Origin of the sequence: Gordonia sp. CPCC 205333 (assembly GCF_048537885.1) — a bacterium.
Lineage (GTDB): Bacteria > Actinomycetota > Actinomycetes > Mycobacteriales > Mycobacteriaceae > Gordonia.
In genome coordinates this window covers 1,013,068-1,030,374 of sequence record NZ_JBCLVI010000001.1, presented here as the reverse complement: position 1 = coordinate 1,030,374, position 17,307 = coordinate 1,013,068, and the positions used below count along the sequence as shown (strand labels likewise).

21 protein-coding genes are annotated in these 17,307 nt (G+C 62.8%); 8 read left to right on the top strand and 13 right to left on the bottom strand.

What is annotated here, in order from left to right:
- Positions 1 to 109: 109 nt before the first annotated feature.
- From AAFP29_RS04735 to AAFP29_RS04700, 8 genes are all read right to left on the bottom strand, one after another.
- A complete protein-coding gene (locus AAFP29_RS04735) occupies positions 110 to 1,795 on the bottom strand; it encodes a purine-cytosine permease family protein (protein ID WP_419216145.1) in 1,686 nt (561 codons plus the stop codon).
- Between the two features lie 99 nt (positions 1,796 to 1,894).
- Positions 1,895 to 2,935 (bottom strand): HoxN/HupN/NixA family nickel/cobalt transporter, encoded by a 1,041-nt coding sequence (locus AAFP29_RS04730; protein WP_419216144.1) that lies wholly within the window; start codon positions 2,933 to 2,935, stop codon positions 1,895 to 1,897.
- Entirely contained in the window at positions 2,925 to 3,653 is a 729-nt protein-coding gene (locus AAFP29_RS04725; RefSeq protein ID WP_419216143.1) for an urease accessory protein UreD, read from the bottom strand. The genes AAFP29_RS04730 and AAFP29_RS04725 overlap by 11 nt, the downstream gene beginning before the upstream one ends.
- Positions 3,653 to 4,417, bottom strand: coding sequence for an urease accessory protein UreG (gene ureG / locus AAFP29_RS04720; RefSeq protein WP_419216142.1), 765 nt, complete (start codon positions 4,415 to 4,417; stop codon positions 3,653 to 3,655). The genes AAFP29_RS04725 and ureG overlap by 1 nt, the downstream gene beginning before the upstream one ends.
- Positions 4,410 to 5,099 carry an urease accessory protein UreF gene (locus tag AAFP29_RS04715; RefSeq protein WP_419216141.1) on the bottom strand — a complete coding sequence of 230 codons (690 nt, stop codon included), beginning with the start codon at positions 5,097 to 5,099 and terminating at the stop codon, positions 4,410 to 4,412. Before AAFP29_RS04715 ends, ureG begins: the two co-directional genes overlap by 8 nt.
- 9 nt (positions 5,100 to 5,108) lie before the next feature.
- Positions 5,109 to 6,812 carry an urease subunit alpha gene (locus AAFP29_RS04710; RefSeq protein ID WP_419216139.1) on the bottom strand — a complete coding sequence of 568 codons (1,704 nt, stop codon included), beginning with the start codon at positions 6,810 to 6,812 and terminating at the stop codon, positions 5,109 to 5,111.
- Positions 6,812 to 7,162, bottom strand: coding sequence for an urease subunit beta (gene ureB, locus AAFP29_RS04705; RefSeq protein ID WP_419216138.1), 351 nt, complete (start codon positions 7,160 to 7,162; stop codon positions 6,812 to 6,814). Before ureB ends, AAFP29_RS04710 begins: the two co-directional genes overlap by 1 nt.
- The gene (locus AAFP29_RS04700; RefSeq protein WP_419216136.1) at positions 7,162 to 7,470 is read right to left on the bottom strand and encodes an urease subunit gamma; all 309 of its coding nucleotides are present in this window, start codon (positions 7,468 to 7,470) and stop codon (positions 7,162 to 7,164) included. The genes ureB and AAFP29_RS04700 overlap by 1 nt, the downstream gene beginning before the upstream one ends.
- A gap of 287 nt (positions 7,471 to 7,757) precedes the next feature.
- On the opposite strand from AAFP29_RS04700, the gene AAFP29_RS04695 reads away from it, so the two are divergent.
- Entirely contained in the window at positions 7,758 to 8,744 is a 987-nt protein-coding gene (locus AAFP29_RS04695; RefSeq protein ID WP_419216340.1) for an alpha/beta hydrolase, read from the top strand.
- 143 nt (positions 8,745 to 8,887) lie between these two features.
- On the opposite strand, the gene AAFP29_RS04690 is transcribed toward AAFP29_RS04695, so the two are convergent.
- Positions 8,888 to 9,310, bottom strand: coding sequence for a MerR family transcriptional regulator (locus AAFP29_RS04690; protein ID WP_419216135.1), 423 nt, complete (start codon positions 9,308 to 9,310; stop codon positions 8,888 to 8,890).
- A gap of 54 nt (positions 9,311 to 9,364) precedes the next feature.
- Here AAFP29_RS04690 and AAFP29_RS04685 point away from each other — a divergent pair, with 54 nt between their 5' ends.
- From AAFP29_RS04685 to AAFP29_RS04675, 3 genes are read left to right on the top strand one after another with little or no spacing between them, the layout of a single operon-like run.
- Entirely contained in the window at positions 9,365 to 10,249 is an 885-nt protein-coding gene (locus tag AAFP29_RS04685) for an alpha/beta fold hydrolase (protein WP_419216134.1), read from the top strand.
- 32 nt (positions 10,250 to 10,281) lie between these two features.
- Positions 10,282 to 11,121, top strand: a complete 840-nt coding sequence (locus tag AAFP29_RS04680; protein WP_419216133.1) for an SDR family oxidoreductase — start codon at positions 10,282 to 10,284, stop codon at positions 11,119 to 11,121.
- A gap of 8 nt (positions 11,122 to 11,129) precedes the next feature.
- Positions 11,130 to 11,912 carry an acetoacetate decarboxylase family protein gene (locus tag AAFP29_RS04675; protein WP_419216132.1) on the top strand — a complete coding sequence of 261 codons (783 nt, stop codon included), beginning with the start codon at positions 11,130 to 11,132 and terminating at the stop codon, positions 11,910 to 11,912.
- Here the strand turns inward: AAFP29_RS04675 and AAFP29_RS04670 are convergent.
- A complete protein-coding gene (locus tag AAFP29_RS04670; RefSeq protein ID WP_419216131.1) occupies positions 11,890 to 12,240 on the bottom strand; it encodes a LuxR C-terminal-related transcriptional regulator in 351 nt (116 codons plus the stop codon). The two genes, AAFP29_RS04675 and AAFP29_RS04670, sit on opposite strands and share 23 nt — an antisense overlap.
- A gap of 116 nt (positions 12,241 to 12,356) precedes the next feature.
- Positions 12,357 to 12,626 carry a hypothetical protein gene (locus tag AAFP29_RS04665; protein ID WP_419216130.1) on the bottom strand — a complete coding sequence of 90 codons (270 nt, stop codon included), beginning with the start codon at positions 12,624 to 12,626 and terminating at the stop codon, positions 12,357 to 12,359.
- Positions 12,627 to 12,639: 13 nt separating this feature from the next.
- On the opposite strand from AAFP29_RS04665, the gene AAFP29_RS04660 reads away from it, so the two are divergent.
- From AAFP29_RS04660 to AAFP29_RS04650, 3 genes are all read left to right on the top strand, one after another.
- On the top strand, positions 12,640 to 13,653 hold the full coding sequence (locus tag AAFP29_RS04660; protein WP_419216129.1) for a pirin family protein: 1,014 nt from the start codon (positions 12,640 to 12,642) through the stop codon (positions 13,651 to 13,653).
- The gene (locus AAFP29_RS04655) at positions 13,653 to 13,880 is read left to right on the top strand and encodes a hypothetical protein (protein ID WP_419216128.1); all 228 of its coding nucleotides are present in this window, start codon (positions 13,653 to 13,655) and stop codon (positions 13,878 to 13,880) included. The genes AAFP29_RS04660 and AAFP29_RS04655 overlap by 1 nt, the downstream gene beginning before the upstream one ends.
- A 146-nt stretch (positions 13,881 to 14,026) precedes the next feature.
- Positions 14,027 to 14,737 (top strand): cutinase family protein, encoded by a 711-nt coding sequence (locus AAFP29_RS04650; protein ID WP_419216127.1) that lies wholly within the window; start codon positions 14,027 to 14,029, stop codon positions 14,735 to 14,737.
- Positions 14,738 to 14,743: 6 nt separating this feature from the next.
- Here AAFP29_RS04650 and AAFP29_RS04645 read toward each other — a convergent pair whose 3' ends face one another.
- Together AAFP29_RS04645 and AAFP29_RS04640 are read right to left on the bottom strand one after the other, a co-directional pair.
- The gene (locus AAFP29_RS04645; protein WP_419216339.1) at positions 14,744 to 15,394 is read right to left on the bottom strand and encodes a CE1759 family FMN reductase; all 651 of its coding nucleotides are present in this window, start codon (positions 15,392 to 15,394) and stop codon (positions 14,744 to 14,746) included.
- A gap of 5 nt (positions 15,395 to 15,399) precedes the next feature.
- Entirely contained in the window at positions 15,400 to 16,494 is a 1,095-nt protein-coding gene (locus tag AAFP29_RS04640; RefSeq protein WP_419216126.1) for an LLM class flavin-dependent oxidoreductase, read from the bottom strand.
- A gap of 181 nt (positions 16,495 to 16,675) precedes the next feature.
- Between AAFP29_RS04640 and AAFP29_RS04635 the strand changes: the two genes are divergently transcribed.
- Positions 16,676 to 17,182: a DUF4878 domain-containing protein gene (locus AAFP29_RS04635; RefSeq protein ID WP_419216125.1), complete on the top strand. Its 507-nt coding sequence runs from the start codon at positions 16,676 to 16,678 to the stop codon at positions 17,180 to 17,182.
- Positions 17,183 to 17,307 lie beyond the last annotated feature (125 nt).

The following is a 17,307-nucleotide window of genomic DNA, read 5'->3' as shown; positions in this document are numbered from 1 at the left end:
ATATCCTACCTACCTGGGGCAATATGCCCTTGGCGCGGCAGTATTCAGACGATTTTCCCGATTCCCGGGTCCCGAGGCACGAGGCGTGAGACGCCCGAGGCCCAGCCCCCTACTTCTGCGCCGGCAGCACGTGTTCGCCGGTCTTGTCGCACGACAGAGCCAGCGACGAGATGTACTGCTTTTCCCCGTTCGGGCCGGGCACCGCCGACGCGATCATGTCCGGACGCTCAAATTCGATGCCGGTCACACAGCACAGCAGTTTGGCATCACTGGGGTTGCCGTATTCGTCGTACATCGGCAGGTCGATGCCGTCGTCGGTGCGACGTAGGTAGTACTTCCCCTTGGTCGCGATCGCGATGAGTGGCGGGAGCACCAATCCGAGGGCCGCGGCGACCAGTGGCGAATAGGGCTTGATCGTCTCCCCGAACACACCGAAGAACACACCGATCGATGCACCGGCCGCCACGATCACCGACACAAATCCCACCGGGTTAACGTCGTAAAGCATGCCCCGACGGAATTCCGGCGCAAGGGGCGAAAGCTTCAACAGATACTTGTTCACGACGATGTCGGTCGCCACCACAACAATCCACGCGATACCGCAGTTCGCATAGAAATTGAGCAGGCTGTTAAGGAAGCTAAACATATCGGCTTCCATCAGAATCACCGCGATCGCCACGTTCACGATCACGAAAACCAGTCGACCGGGGTAAGTCTTCGTCACGCGGGTAAACGAATTGGTCCAGGCCAATGAGCCGGAATACGCATTGGTGACATTGATCTTGATCTGCGAGATAACCACCAGAATCACTGCCAGAGTCAACGCCAACCAGTGCGGCATCATATCTTCGTAAATGACCAGGAATTGATGCACTGGCTGATTAGCGAAGCCGAAGCCGCCGGACACATTGGCGATGAGATAAACCGCGAGAAATAGCCCGACGACCTGCTTGATCGCGCCGAACAGCACCCATCCCGGACCGGCCAACAGCACTGCGGTCCACCACCGGCGCTTGTTATCGGGTGTCTTGGGCGGCATAAAACGTAGATAGTCGATCTGTTCGGCGATCTGCGCGATCAACGACAGACACACACCGGCCGCCAACATCACACCTGCAAAGCTCACACCCTTGCCGAGTGGGTTGCCTTCGGAGTCGACGCCGCTGAACGACAGGAAGGTCTCCACCGAATCAGGGTGTGCGATAAGCAGGTACAGGAACGGACCAACCATCATGATCAGCCACAACGGCGTCGTCCACACCTGGAGTTTGGCAAGAACCTTCATCCCGAAGATCACCAGCGGGATGATCAGAACCGACGACACCAGGTACCCGACCGGCAGCGGAATCGACAGTCCCAACTCCAGTCCCTGGGCCATGATCGACCCTTCCAGCGCAAAGAAGATGAACGTGAATGACGCGAAGATCAGGTTGGTCAATACCGATCCGTAGTAGCCGAACCCACTGCCGCGGGTGATCAGATCCAAATCGATGTTGTAGCGCGCGGCGTAATACGCGAGTGGATATCCGGTGATCACCACCACGACCGCGAAGAAAAGAATTCCCCATAGCGCATTTCCGGTACCGTTGGCGATGCCGATATTGGCGCCGATGGAGAAATCGGCGAGATAGGCGATACCGCCCAGCGCCGACGTCGCCACCACGGCGGGACCCCATTTGCGATAACTGCGCGGCGCGAACCGCAATGTGTAATCTTCCAGGGTCTCTTTCAGAGCATCCCGCTCGCCGACATCAACGGCTGTGCGGGACGTAACGGCGTCAAGCTGTTCAGTCATCCGGTTCTCCATTTTCCGCGCGGTGAAAACGCCGCAACGAGAAGAACATATGAATGCGATGTTGTGGTCGTGCGTCTGAAATGTTTCAGGCAGGAAACATCAGGCTGCCGGAGCCGATTCTCGGCGAGTCTTCACGAAGACAATTGCCCAGGTCGCCAATAGCAAACCTGTCAGCCAGAGGCCGAGATCGTCGATGTCGAGTGCCCCGAGCCAAGCCACCGGCCCACCCCACCCGAACGCGGTGGTCGCGACTTCGGCCAGTTCGACGCCGCCGATCACCACTGCGACGACCACCGACAGGCCCGTCATCGCGATGGAATAGGTCTGCGCCCGCGAGCGCCGACGAGTGGCATCCGGTCCGTCGGGCGCCCACGCGTAGGCGCGACGCATCACCGCGCCCTGGGTGGTGTCCAAGAGCGACATTCCCGCTGCGAATAGCACCGGCAGGGTCAGCACGGCCCACCACGGCACATGACTCAAACTTGCCGCGCCGGCCAGCGCGAGCAGCCCGACCTCGGTTGCGGTGTCGAAACCCAGTCCGAACAGCAGTCCGACCAGATACATCCGCCACGGGCGGTCGACAACCCGATCGAACGAACCCAGTAGCCGCCACATCAGTCCACCCGACGCCGACGCGGCTCCATCGTCACGCCGACGCACGACCAGCGACCGCACGTTGACCGCTGCGATGACGAGCAGAAATAGCCCCGACACCGTCGGCCCCCACATTCCGGTCGCCACCATCCAGGACGAGTCATCGTCACGCAACGCCGACCCGGCTGCACTGATCCCGACGGTCAGCACGACGCAGAGTACGAACACGATGGTCGAATGCCCGAGCGAGAACCAGAATCCCACCGCCGACGAGGGACGTCCACGATCGATGAAGCGCCTGGTGGTGTTGTCGATGGCGGCGATGTGGTCCGCGTCGAAGGCGTGCCGCATACCCAGCGCATACGCCGTCAATCCCACTCCGAGCGTTGCCAATCCGCCGGCGGTGTCACCGAGATTCACACCCGACGGCACCACCAGGAGCAATAATCCGCCCCAACCGATGAGATGCAGGGCGGCGATCGTCAGTACAGCGATCACCGACCCTCGTTCCAGTCCGCTCACATTGGCGCGCGACTCAGCGAACATCCAGTTCCTCCAGACTCTCGTCGGCGGTGTATACCGCACCGCGCCACTGTTCCCACACCTGATCCAACGTGCTCGTATGTGTCTGCGCACCAAGATATCGTGCGATGGCGCCTGGCTCTTCAAGCCTCAAATCCACGTCCGATGTCGGCGGCCGAAAACCCACGGCGAGAACGGTATCCAAAACACGTTGCGTACCAAGGATTCCCGGCTCACGGCGGCGCGGATCAATCTCGACGGATTCGACGACAATCGGCAGGCCGCCACCAATAACGTCCATTCGCAGGCACATTCGGCCGCCCTGCTCGCCGGCCCGGCCGAGTACAGAAGTCTCTCGCACCACCGCTCGCGCATCCTCGGCGAGGTCAACTCGCATCGTCCGGGTGACATTCGCACCAGTTGCGACCACCAGCGGCAGTCCGTGCCAGCACAGCACGCCTCCGACGCCGACGACAATTCGCACCGCCCACGACGATGGCTCGCCTTGAGCGTCGTACGCGACCGTGCCGCCGATATCGGTCAGCTCCAGCCTGCACCCCGGACCGACGGTGATCTCGATTTCCACCCGGTCACCACCGAGGAGTAGGGCGCCGCCGGCAACCAACGCGATCGTGGCGTCCGACGCCGTGCGTGAAATCAGCCGCGGCACAAGCAAACCGGATGCCATCTGAACCGATGCGACCTGCGCACCGGCTCGGATGGCCACTCGGGTCAACGGCATCAGTGTGAATGCGAGTGATTCGCGTCGTCGTGGGTGTGCGTGTGACCGCCGTCTTCGTCCGCGTGGAAATGCGGTGCCATCGGTCCCGGATCGATAGCCGTATGGTCGCCGGACCGATATGCCGTGAGGACGCCAAGCACCCATTCCTTCAGGGCCGCCACCGACGCCTCGTCGGTGCGCGAGAGCGCCAGCACCGGGCTGCCCTCACGCGCCGACGTCGCGTCGGCGACCATCAATTCCACATCGACGCCGACATACGGAGCCAGATCGGTCTTGTTGACTACCAACAGATCTGCCCGTGCGATACCGGGTCCCCCCTTGCGGGCGACATCGCCGCCGCCGGCCACGTCGAGCACGAAGATCTGCGCGTCGACGAGGGCCGGCGAGAAGGTGGCAGTGAGGTTGTCACCGCCGGATTCGATGATCACGACGTCGAGCGGCGTGAAATCGCGCTCCAAGTCCTCCGCGGCAAGGAGATTCGCAGTCACATCATCGCGAATCGCGGTGTGCGGGCAGGCGCCGGTCTCGACAGCGCGAATTCGCTCAGGATCAAGTACCCCGGCCGATCGTAGGAACTTCGCGTCCTCGTCGGTGTAGATGTCGTTGGTGATCACCCCGAGCCGCAATTCGTCGGCCAGCACCCGACACACTGTCGCGATCAATGACGACTTTCCGGTGCCTACCGGGCCGGCCACCCCCAGCCGCAATGCTCGCAATGGCGATTGCGCAACGGAATCAGTTGGGTTGGAATAATTTTCAGGCACGGAACAACCTCTGAGTCAGGAGGGCATGGGCCTGTGCCCACCCCTCTGCTTGCGGGGCACCGGCCGCGGGAATCGCTGCCGGATCGACGATGACGGCCACACCGTCTACGGCGTCGTCAAGCGCCGCACACACTCGCAAAACCCAGCCGGTGACTTCGGCGGGATCGCGAGGTTCGAGTTTCAATAGAGCCGCTGCCGCACTTGCGGTTTCGTCGTAGATCACCAACCGCACCAGGTCGGCAGGATCCATTCCGGCCTCAGCGGCGATCACGCCGAGTACCACCGAACGTGGCGGCGGGCGATCCCACGAGGCAATTTCGACCAGCAGCTCCGACGATGGCCAGAGATGCCGAGCGAGTCGGAGATAGCCGCGTCCAAGGTGGCGCGCGGCATCGCGCAGCACATTCGACGGTGTCCGTGCTGCCCACGCGTGCACCACATAGTGCAATCCGGCGGGGTCGACAAGCGCCAGATGCCTTGCGACGACGGCGGTTCCAGCTTCGACCAGGCAGGTCGACCGGGCGCGCGCCATCAGGAAGTCGGGTACGTCGCTGACCTGCATCCCACCACGCAACGCGGGTTCGAGGCCGCCGGAATGCGCATGTCCCCCCGAGGGCAGCCGGGCATCGGCGAGCAACATCGCAACGGTGGTCGACGGCAGGGGAAAGCGTAACTCACTCATGATGTGCCGCTAGAACATCGAATAGAGTTGTGCCAGCGGCAGAATCGATGCCGGGGCGGGGGTCACCGGTTCGCCGTCGATGACGATCTCGAAGGTATCGGGAGCGATATCGATACGCGGCAGGGCATCGTTGTTCTTCAAATCCGCCTTGCCGACGTCTCGGGTCGGACGCACCGCGGCGAGCCGTCGGCGAAGTCCGAGTCGCTGCGCCAGTCCGTCGTCAAGCGCGGCGGGTGCGACGAAGGATACCGACAGGTCGGCGCCGATCGCATCGCCGAACGCCGGGCGCATCAGAATCGGTTGTGGCGTAGGGATTGACGCGTTGGGATCGCCGAGCGCACCCCACACCAGGCCGCCTCCCTTGATCACGACCGACGGTCGAACCCCGAAGAATTTCGGGTCCCACAGCACCAGATCGGCGAGTTTGCCAACCTCCACCGAGCCGACCTCGTGGTCGATGCCATGTGCGATGGCCGGGTTTATCGTGTATTTGGCGACATAGCGCCTGGCCCGTTCGTTGTCGGCGGGCAATGCGGAACCGAGCGATCCCCGGTGCGCCTTCATGACATGCGCGACCTGCCAAGTGCGAGTGATCACCTCACCGATGCGCCCCATCGCCTGAGCATCCGACGAGGTGATCGACAGCGCCCCCAGATCATGCAAGATGTCTTCTGCCGCAATGGTTGTCGCACGGATGCGGGACTCAGCGAAGGCAAGGTCCTCGGGTACCGCCGGGTTGAGGTGGTGGCACACCATCAGCATGTCGAGATGTTCGGCCACTGTGTTGACCGTGTGCGGCAAGGTCGGGTTGGTCGATCCCGGAATGATATGCGGCAGTCCAGCAATGGAGAGGATATCCGGCGCGTGACCGCCGCCGGCGCCCTCGACATGGAAGGCGTGGATCGATCGTCCGTCGATCGCGTCAATCGTCGACTCGACAAAGCCGGCCTCATTGAGCGAATCCGAGTGCAGTGCGACCTGAAGCCCCCACTCACCCGCGGCGGTCAACGCGGCGTCGATGGCTGCCGGGGTGGAGCCCCAGTCCTCGTGCACCTTGTATCCAGCCGCACCGGCCAGCGCTTGCTCAGCCAGTCCGTCGACTGAGACCGTATTTCCTTTGCCTAGGAGTAATACGTTGAGCGGCAGGGAATCCAGTGCGCGGTGCATCGTCGACAGATGCCACGCGCCGGGGGTGACCGTGGTAGCTTTCGATCCCTCCGACGGACCTGTCCCACCGCCGACGATCGTGGTAATTCCAGTCGCCAGCGCCTCGTGGCATTGCGACGGCGACAACAGGTGGACGTGGGAATCGATCGCACCCGCGGTGAGGATCTTGCCTTCTCCGGCAATGACATCGGTGGACGGACCGATCACCAAAGTCGGAGCCACACCGTCGGCGACGTCAGGATTGCCGGCTCGACCCAAGCCGACGATCCGACCGTCGCGGATGCCGACGTCGACTCGCTCGATACCCCACCAATCCAACACAACGACATTGGTGATGACCGTGTCGAGCGCGCCGTCGGCGCGGGATCGAATGGACTGGGCCATCGACTCGCGGATCGATTTGCCGCCACCGAATACGGCTTCGTCACCGCCGACCGTCCGATCCACTTCGATCTCGATCCAGAGATCCGTATCACCAAGTCGCACCTGGTCACCGGCGGTCGGTCCGTAGATCGCGGCATAACGTTCCCGGCTGATCGATACCATCAGCGGATCCCGTCGAGTTCCGGGTGAGCACTATTGCCTCGTTGCAGCCCCGGCACGCGCCGCGCACCCGCGATGGTGACGGCGTCAAGGCGCCGCGATGCCCCCGGCTCAAACCGCTGCGACGTCCCCGACGGAATGTCGAGCCGAAAACCGTATGCGGCCTTACGGTCAAATCTTAACGAGGCGTTGGCATCTGGCAGATGTAGATGCGAACCAATCTGCACGGGCCGATCACCCTCATTGACGATGACAAGTGTAATCCGTTGTTCCGCAGTGCGGTCCGCGTTGAGTTCGATTGTTCCCGGCCGTACCCGGATCGCTCCGGGCCCATTCGTAGACACACCTGCCATTACGCCTCCTCGATCGGATGATGCAGCGTCACGAGTTTGCGACCGTCGGGGAAGGTCGCCTCGACCTGAATATCGGTGATCATCTCCGCGACACCGGTCATCACCTGATCGCGACGCAGGACCGATCGCCCCGACGTCATCAGGTCGGCGACACCCACACCGTCGCGGGCGCGCTCAATCACCCACGTCGAGAGCAACGCCACCGCTTCGGGATGGTTGAGCAACACTCCCCGCTCCAACCGATCACGCGCGACCATACCCGCGACCGCGAGCAACAGCTTTTCGGTGTCACCCGGAGTCAGATGCATCGAGAGTCCATTTCGCGTATGGCACCGCTCGTCGCGGTGCAGATGCCGATGAGTTTGCCACCGATTCGCGCGACGTCGCACCACGACGTAGCCATTCGACGCCGTTTGCGCCGGTCACCGCCCAGCGGCTAACACGATCGGTACGGTCGCGAAACATCGCGGTAACGCCGGACCGTCTTGCGCACAGTCGACATCGCCGCCGATCGGGACCGACTGCCAGGCCCACCGCTTACACTCTCCTCAGGTCACCGATCGAAAGGCCCATCCGCGTGAAATCGCTCCACCGCATGTTCGCGTTCTCAACCGTGGTCGCCGCGACCCTAACCGTGGCTTGCCTCGGCGCGGTCCCAGCCCAGGCCGCGCCGAGCAGTTCGATCGTGACTATCGACAAAGACACCGCGCAACAAGACACCGCGCTGGTCTACTCCGCGTCGATGCGCCGCACCGTCGCGGTGACCATTCTGAAGCCGCGCAACACGTCCAAGCCCGCGCCCACCCTGTATCTACTCAACGGCGCTGGTGGCGGCGAGGACTCGGCCACCTGGGCGGCCCGCACCAATTACACGCGGTTCTTCGCGGCCAAGAATGTGTACGTGGTGACGCCGATCGGCGGCGCCTTCTCGTATTACACCGACTGGCAACGTCGAGACCCGGTACTCGGGGTGAACAAGTGGCAGACGTTCCTGACCAAAGAGCTGCCGCCGCTTATTAATTCGCACTACAAGACCAATGGGGTCAACGCCGTCGCGGGCATTTCGATGGCAGGCACTTCGGTGTTCAACCTCGCCATCGCCGCTCCGAGACTGTACCGATCAGTGGCTGCGTTCAGCGGCTGCGCGCGCACCAGTGATCCTGTCGGCCAGTCCTACATCCGGATGGTTGTGGAAAGTCGCGGCGGCGGCGACGTCACCAACATGTGGGGCCCGCTGAATGGTCCGGGTTGGCGTGCGAACGACCCGTATCTGAACGCAGCGAGACTGCGAGGCCTGAAGATCTACATGACGACTGGCACCGGCCTACCGGGACGCCATGAGCAACTGACCGACAAGGCCATCAACGGCGACTCGTCGACGTTGGCAAACCAGGTAGTGCTCGGCGGTATCATCGAAGCGGGAATCGACCAGTGCACCTCCGCGATGGCCGCTCGGCTGGCGCAACTGCGTATCCCCGCGCGAGTCACTCAGCGGCCGACCGGATCGCACTCCTGGGGGTACTGGGAAGACGACCTATATCGCACGTGGCCATATTTGGCGCGCGACCTCCGCATTGCCTAAGCGGTCGCGACTGCTACCGCGATCGATATCCTCGCCGCGTGAAGTCTGGGGCCCAAATCTCGTCCCCTTCATAGTGATTGAAGGGCATATTGCCCTCCGACTGTCCTGACGGGGACGAGATTTTCGACTGCGGGATCTGCGACCTAAATCGTCCGCAAGGTATGACTCGTCTTGGCGAAACGCTCGCGCTCTGACGACGATCCGGTCGAAGCGTAGGTTGCGCATTCGCCACACCGGGTCAGCAGGTCATGCTCGCAGCCGATCACATGTTCCAAGAAGCGCTCGGCTTCCTCGAGCCTGGCCCGCTGATCCTTGATGCGACGAAGGTGCCGTTCAATTGTTCCGGTCCTGCCCGACTCATGGCGGTGCAGCACCTGGCGAATGTCGGACAGACTCATGCCGACACCTTGGCATGCCTGCAATACCTGTAGCCGGCGCAGATGCTCTTCGGTGTAGTCACGGTGGCCCGACGTCATGCGGCCGGGCACCACGACTCCCATCTCGTCCCAATGTCTGAGCACGTGAATTGGTACTCCCACCCGCTGCGCCGCCTGTCCGATCTTCATTGTTTCATCATGCACCTTGACCTCAGGTCGACCTTAGGTTCTAGATTCAGCGACATGCAGCCGACCGACTCACGATTGCCGAGCCCGCAATACATCGACCTTGCCGGGACACCGGTGGCGACGTACGTACTCGAACCCGAACGACCGGTTGGCGATGTGGTGTTCTGCCACGGCACCCCGTGGTCGGCGCAGGTGTGGGCCGACGTCGCAGACCGACTGAGGTCCACCCACCGCGTGTTCTTGTGGGATATGCCCGGATATGGCCAGTCGATCGGACCGGTCGACACTCCGATCGACCTTCCGGCACAGATGTCGAGATTCAGCGCCTTGCTCGCCCATTGGGAACTGGACAGACCGCACGTCGTCGCGCACGACATCGGCGGAGCCGTGGCCCTCGGCGCGCACCTGCTCCACGAGCGTGACTACGCCGCGCTATTCCTCTGGGATGCTGTGACTCTCGCCCCCTGGGGTTCACCCTTCTTTCGCCTCGTCGCCGATCACTGCGAGGTATTCACTCAGCTCCCCGGTCCACTGCACGCAGCCCTGGTCGAGGAGTACATCTGCGCGGCAGCGCACCATCGACTCGGCAGTGACTGGCGCGAACGCCTATGCCAACCGTGGTTCGGCGAATCGGGCCAAAGTGCCTTCTATCGCCAAATCGCCGCACTGCGACCTGAGCACACCGAGACCATCGCCGATCGTCTGCCGCGAACTCGCTGTGAGGTCGAGATCGGCTGGGGCACCGAAGATCCGTGGCTCCCCTTCGCCCAGGCGACTCAACTGCGGGACCGACTTCCCGGGCAGCACCCCGTCGTTCGTGTCGAGGGTGCCGGTCACCTCACACCGGTCGAAGCACCTATCCAGGTCGGGGATGCCCTTGACGAATGGTTCGCTCGAACCGGCACCATCGGTAATGGTCGACATTCGGCGAAAAACTAGAACTCGTTCCTGTTTTGGCTTAGGCTCGCCGCATGTACCTCTCGGGAAAGTCCTTTCTGATCACCGGCGGCGGAAGCGGAATTGGCGCGGGTATCGCAGCGGACCTGGCCGCACACGGCGCGACGATCACCATCGCCGGCCGGCGGGCCGATCGGCTCGCCGACGTCGCTGCGGCGATCAACCAGTCCCATCCAGACTCGACGTCCGCACATACCACCGACGTGACCGACGAAACCCAAGTCGCCGAGTTGGTCGCGACCGCTGTCGCACACGGTGACGGGAGACTCGACGGCATCGTCGCCTGCGCGGGCGGTAGTGAAACCATCGGTCCGGTCACCCAGATCGACTCCGATGCCTGGAAGCGCACCGTCGACCTCAATATCAACGGCACCATGTTCACCGTCAAACACGGCGCCCGCGCTCTCGTCGCGGGCGGTGGTGGATCGATTGTCGCGATCTCGTCAATCGCGGCGAGTAACACCCACCGCTGGTTCGGAGCCTATGGCGTCACCAAGTCGGGGGTCGACCATCTGGTCGCGCTCGCCGCCGACGAACTCGGTCCGTCCAACGTACGGGTGAATGGGATTCGGCCTGGGCTCACTCGCACCGAACTGGTCACCGCGATCACCGAGAGTCCCGAACTCTCGAAGAACTACGCCGACAACACACCGTTGCCGCGTATCGGTGAGGTTGCCGACGTCGCGAACCTTGCCCGCTTCCTTCTCGGCGAAGAATCCAGTTGGATCACCGGTCAGGTCATCAACGTCGACGGCGGCCAGATGCTTCGCAGCGGACCCGACTTCTCGTCCATGCTTGCCCCACTCTTCGGCGACGACGGCCTGCGCGGCGTGGTCGCCGAGGCCACGCGCTAAACCTCACGATGACAACCGCCCCCGTCACGCACCAGATCGCCGGCACGACCGTCACGATGCCAGTACAGATCCGCGACGCTCGATGTTTCGTCGCGGCGTTCACCGCCGACGCCGGCGCCGCTGCCGCTGCAATTGCCCACACCGGATTGACCCCGTTGCGCATCCGCCCCGGACTGACCGGTCCAGGTCGCACCATGTGCATGCTGGTCTTCGTCGACTACATCGACGGCGATCTGGGGCCCTACAACGAATTCGGAGTCTGTTTCCTGGTGAATCCGCCAGAAGCCGAAGCGAAGGGATCGCTCTCCGCCATGAGGGCACTCGTCGCTGGCGACGCCCGAGCACTTGTGCATCATCTTCCGGTCGACGGTGAATTCACCCTTGCCGCGGGCCGGGGCATCTGGGGTTTCCCCAAAACACTCGCCGACTTCACCGTGGTCCACGACGACCCGACCAAACGCGGCGTCGTGGTTTCCGACGGCCAACTCGTCGTCGACCTCAGTGTGCGCCGAGGGATTTCGATGCCCACCTCATCGGCCTCGGATAACGTTGTGCTGCATGCCTATTCACATCTCGATGGCATCACGCGGGCCACTGAGTGGCGGCTGACCGAAACGACCGGCACTCGCACCCGGGTTGGAGGTGCGAAACTCTCTCTGGGGAGTGGGCCGATCGCCGACGAACTTCGTGCGCTGAAACTGTCGCGTCACGCCCTGATGGCATCATCGGTCGACCACATCTCGATGTCATTCGAGGAGCCGCAGGTGCTTACCAATCCTCGATCGAGGTAAAGCCGTCCTGCAAGGCGCGAATGAGCAGATGCGCCTTGGTCGGAGCCGGGCGGCCGATCTCCGCGTACTTGTCGCGGATTCGCGACACATGCGTGCTCACCGTCGCGGGCGAGATGAATAACGCCTGGGCAGCATCTCGTTTGGATTCGGTGACCAGCCAGGCCAACAACACTTCGATCTCACGCTGCGACAGCGCCGGACGCGGGACCCGTCGCACCACGGCGACATCGTCGACCGCGCGAAGGTCCCGCGGTCGTCGTAGGGCTACGACATTCGACGCCGCATTCAACTCTGGTGCCATCCCGGCTCGCTCAAGGCTGACAGTCACGACTCGCTCCTACTTTTCTAAGCTTTCCGCATACGGCCACAACTACGGCCATAGAAGACAATTCTGGCGATTCTCAGCTTGAGACTGGTAGTCCCAGTTAGGGGGACACTAGCGGATCACGCTCCGGCAATTGTCGTCGACCCCAGCCGAAACTCCCGGTGGGTCACCTGCGAACCATAATTGACCAGCATTGTTGCGATGACTTCACGATTACGTGGCAGGATGCGCACTGTCATCGACGCCCCGTTGGGCACAATCGCAAGTTCCCTGATCGGCGCCGCACGCACTCGCTCAACGACCCGTATCCACTGAGTATCGTCGGGGTGGCGGCATAGCGCGATCCTCGTGGGTAACCGAATCGTCGAGAAGTTTGACCGAAACCCCACCTAAACTGGCCATATGAGTAATCTCGAATCAGCCCCCGCCGAGATAATCTGCTCGCCAACAACGTCGGATGCCACCCCCGCTGGCCTGCGCGTTCAGTTGCTGACCTCGCGTGACGTACCACTCGGCGGTCCGCGCGCGATGACCGTTCACCGCACTATTCCGCAGCGCGAGCGGTCGCTCATCGGCGGATGGTGTTTCGCCGATCATTACGGCCCAGAGGACGTATCAGCCGGCGCTGGCCCCGGGATGGACGTGCCGCCGCACCCGCATATCGGCTTGCAGACAGTCAGTTGGCTCTTCAGTGGCGAGATCGAACATCGAGACACCAACGGCGTCCACGCGATGGTCCGCCCGGGCGAACTGAACCTGATGACGGCCGGACGCGGCATCGCCCACACTGAAGTGTCGACCCCGGAAACCACTGTGCTGCACGGTGTTCAGCTGTGGGTGGCATTGCCGGCCCACGCCACCAACGTCGACCGCGACTTCGCCCACTATGTCCCACCGTCAGTCGACGTCGGCGGTGCCATGGCGCGAGTGTTCCTCGGCGAACTCTTCGGTTCGCGCTCACCAGTGACCACCTTCAGTCCGCTACTCGGGGCGGAACTCGTCGTCGACGCAGGGGCGAATATCGACCTCGACGTCGACCCGACATTCGAACACGGAATCCTGGTCGACTCCGGGACGCTGCGCATTGCGAATGCAATCGAACCGCTCGACGTCGCGCGGACCGAGATGGCTTATATCGGCTTGGGCGCCAAGGTGATTGGGCTGATCAATACCGGCGACGAACCGGTGCGCCTGATTGTGCTCGGCGGCGAACCGCTGGGCGAGGACATCATCATGTGGTGGAATTTCGTCGGCCGCACACATGACGAGATGGTCGTCGCCCGAGAGGAGTGGATGGCCCATTCGGAGCGGTTCGGCCAGGTGCGCGGCTACGACGGCGAAATCCAGCATCTTCCAGCGCCGACGTTGCCCGGAACGCGATTGCGGACTCGAGATAACAAGCCGGGGCGAGCGTGATGGCCGGCCATAACCGCGCGGCGCTCATCGCACTAGTCACCCGCATCAAAGACGATCCCGCGAATGACTCGATCGACCGGTGGCTCGATGAGTTGCAGGCCGCGGTTCCCGACCCCAATGTCAGCGACTTGATCTTCTGGGACGATCTCAGCCCGGTCGAGATCGTGGATCGCGCCCTTGCCTATGAGGTGCTGGCCCTCGGCTCTCCACCGTCACCCGGCGACTGAACCTGCACTCACCGCAGGTCAGACGGATATTTGAGTACGCGGATGTCAATGTTGGTGGCGGCCTGACTGATCGCCCGCCGATACCTTCGGTCTTAACGAGTGAAGGACCGGGTCAATGTCACAAATGTCCCGTAGGATACGTCACCATGACGCGACGAATACTGATAGTTATCTGTGGCCTGGCGATGGTACTGGGGGCGTCTACCCTAGCCACGGCCCCCCGTGCAGCAGCCGCTGGCTGCCCGAATGTGGAGGTGATCTCGGCTAGAGGCACGGTCGAGCCGGGCGCACCGATGGGCCTTACCGGCCTCGCGTTCGCCGCCGCACTGCGTAGCACCTTGCCCGGCAAGTCGGTCGCCGAATACGGCGTCAAATACCCGGCGAGTGGCAACTTCGGCAACCGGCTGGCCTTCGCTCACGAAGTTCTGAACGGAATCAAGGTCACTCAGAACCGCATCAAATACATCGCGGCGGTCTGCCCACGCACCCGCATCGTGCTGAGCGGTTATTCGCAGGGCGCGGTCGTCATTGGCTACGCCCTCAACCCCGGCATCCCGGTCCCGGCACAGTATGAGAAGTACCGGCGGTACGCCCCGGCACGACTGCCGGCATCGGTCGCCAAGCACGTGGCTTCGGTGGTGCTGTTCGCACCGCCGTCGGCTCGCTTCATCCGTGACGCGGGAGCACCGCCGGTCCAGATCGATCGGCTCTACGCCCGTAAGACCGTCCGCTACTGCATCCCGGGCGATACCATCTGCAACGGCGCTCCACTAGGACAGCCCAACGCACTACATGTGCTCTACACGGTGAACGGCGATGCCTTCGCCGGGGCGCGCTTCACGGCCGCACGCCTGTAGCGGATATTACGAACCGAGCAGTTTCGCGAAGTTACTGATCCCATCTGACTCTGCGGCGTCGACGTGTATACGCGACGCCGCAGAGTGCTTAGTACCGGACGCAGCCCCAACACTCCCGATCGATAGCGCCAATTCACTTGCGGCACGACGGATTCGGTCACTGAGCATCGCCGTGTCACCGGTACTGCCCGACCAGTCAGCGGACGCGGCGTACACACCCGTCGGCATCACCACGGCTCGTAGGTAACTGAAAAGCGGCCGCATCGCGTAGTCGAGCATCAGCGAATGCCGCGCGCTGCCCCCGGTGGCCGCGATGAGTACCGGCTTACCAGCCATCCGATCAACTTCGACGAGGTCGAAGAAGCTTTTGAATAGCCCACTGTAGGACGCGTTGAATACCGGCGTCGCGACAATGAGGGCATCGGCACGATAGACCGCGTCCAGCGCATCCTGAACCTGACCTACGCCGAACCCGGATGTCGCCGAGTTGGCGATGTCGGCGGCCAGGTCGCGCACATCCAGCACCGTCACCTCCAGCAGATCCCCTTGCCCGGCAACAGCTTCGACGACGTCCGCAGCGAGTCGATCGGCCAGCAGCCTCGTCGACGACGGGTTAGATAACCCGGCGTTGACGACAACCAGCCGCCGACTCGACATTTCGGTCATAGCCGCACCCGCGCATTTTCCGCGGCGCGCGACGCGACGAGGGAGGCGTGGGTCGGAGCGTCAGGCACCTGCGCCGGCCGCCCGTCGGCGAATCCCCTGCGCAGTTGCGGCAACACCGCACCCAGTTCGTCGAGCTGTTCGAGTACCGTCTTGAGCGGCAGCCCGGCGTGGTCGACAAGGAATAGCTGACGTTGGTAATCCCCGAATGTCTCGCGGAAACTCAACGTTTTGTCGACGAATTCCTGTGGGCTCCCGACCGTCAGCGGAGTCTGCGAAGTGAATTGTTCCAGCGTCGGCCCGTGGCCGTACACCGGAGCATTATCGAAGTAGGGCCGGAATTCACGCACCGCATCCTGGCTATTCTTGCGGATGAAGAACTGTCCGCCGAGACCAACGATTGCCTGATTCGCCGCGCCGTGTCCGTAGTGCTCGTAACGCTCACGATAGAAGTCGATCAGCCGCGCGAAATGCTCCTTCGGCCAGAAGATGTGGTTCGCGAAGAAGCCGTCGCCATAGTAAGCCGCTTGTTCGGCGATCTCCGGCGACCGGATCGATCCGTGCCACACGAACGGAGCGACATCGTCGAGCGGTCGCGGCGTCGAGGTGAACGATGTCAGTGGGGTACGGAATTTTCCTTCCCAATCCACGACGTCTTCGCTCCACAGCCTGCGCAGCAACGCGTAATTCTCGATCGCGAGTGCGATCCCCTGGCGGATGTCCTTACCGAACCAGGGATAAACCGGCCCGGTGTTGCCACGGCCCATCATCAAATCCACCCGGCCGTCGGCTAGATGCTGAAGTGTCGCATAGTCTTCGGCGATCTTCACCGGGTCATTGGTCGTGATCAGTGTGGTCGACGTCGAAAGCAGCAGCTTCTCGGTCTGCGCCGCGATATAGGCGAGGGTCGTCGTCGGCGATGACGGGATGAACGGCGGGTTGTGATGCTCGCCGGTCGCGAAGACGTCCAGGCCGACCTCCTCGGCCTTCTTCGCGATGGCCACCGTCGCCTTGATCCGCTCATGCTCGGTTGGCGTGGTCGCATTGGTCGGGTCGGTCGTGACGTCGCCGACGGTGAAGATGCCGAACTGCATGTCTTCCTCCTCGATTGCTCAAATCTGAGTTACATATCCATCAACCGGACCGTGGTCCGAATAATTCCCGGCATAGCCGACGCGCAGCCCGACGTCGAGATACAGATCACCGGGGCTGCACGCCGCGTTGTCGGACTGCGGGTTTAGGCTGTGCTTACTAACCGATTGAGGAGTTGGAAGAATGAATCTTCGTAAGACTGCCGCCGCAGCCGCCATCGTCGGAGCCGCCGTATTCGGTGTCGCCGCCTGTAGCAATAGCGAGGAGGCCAGCGACACGACGGGCACCACGCCCAGCGTGGTTACCGACTCGAGCACCACCTCGGCCGCAGCCGCCGAACTCTCCGCGGCCGACGCCCAGGTCACACTCCGCAAGGCGATCGACCCGAAGACTTCTTCGGCTGACCTCGACGCCGTTGTCGACACCACCAACTCCGGCACCAAGGCCGCGCTGCAGTTATTCGCCAAGGGTGCATCGATGGGCGGCTACACCCCGGAGATCTTCACCGTTAAATCCGTCGCCGCCGACGGTGCGGACAAGGCAGTCGCGACCGTATCGGTCGCCAGCCCCCATGCACCGCAGCCCGTCGACATCAAACTGACCTACGTCAAGACCGACGACGGCGCGTGGAAGCTGTCCGCCGACGCGGTCACCCAATTGTCGTCGATGGCCGGTGGCCACGGTCACTGATCCACTCGGGGATATCACTGAAATTCCCCTGAGATCACCTCCCAAATCCCCTGTTCGCTGTCGCGAGCAGGGGATTTGAGCGTTTCCCGCGCGTAGGCTGGACGGAGCCGTAGCGCGCTACTCGC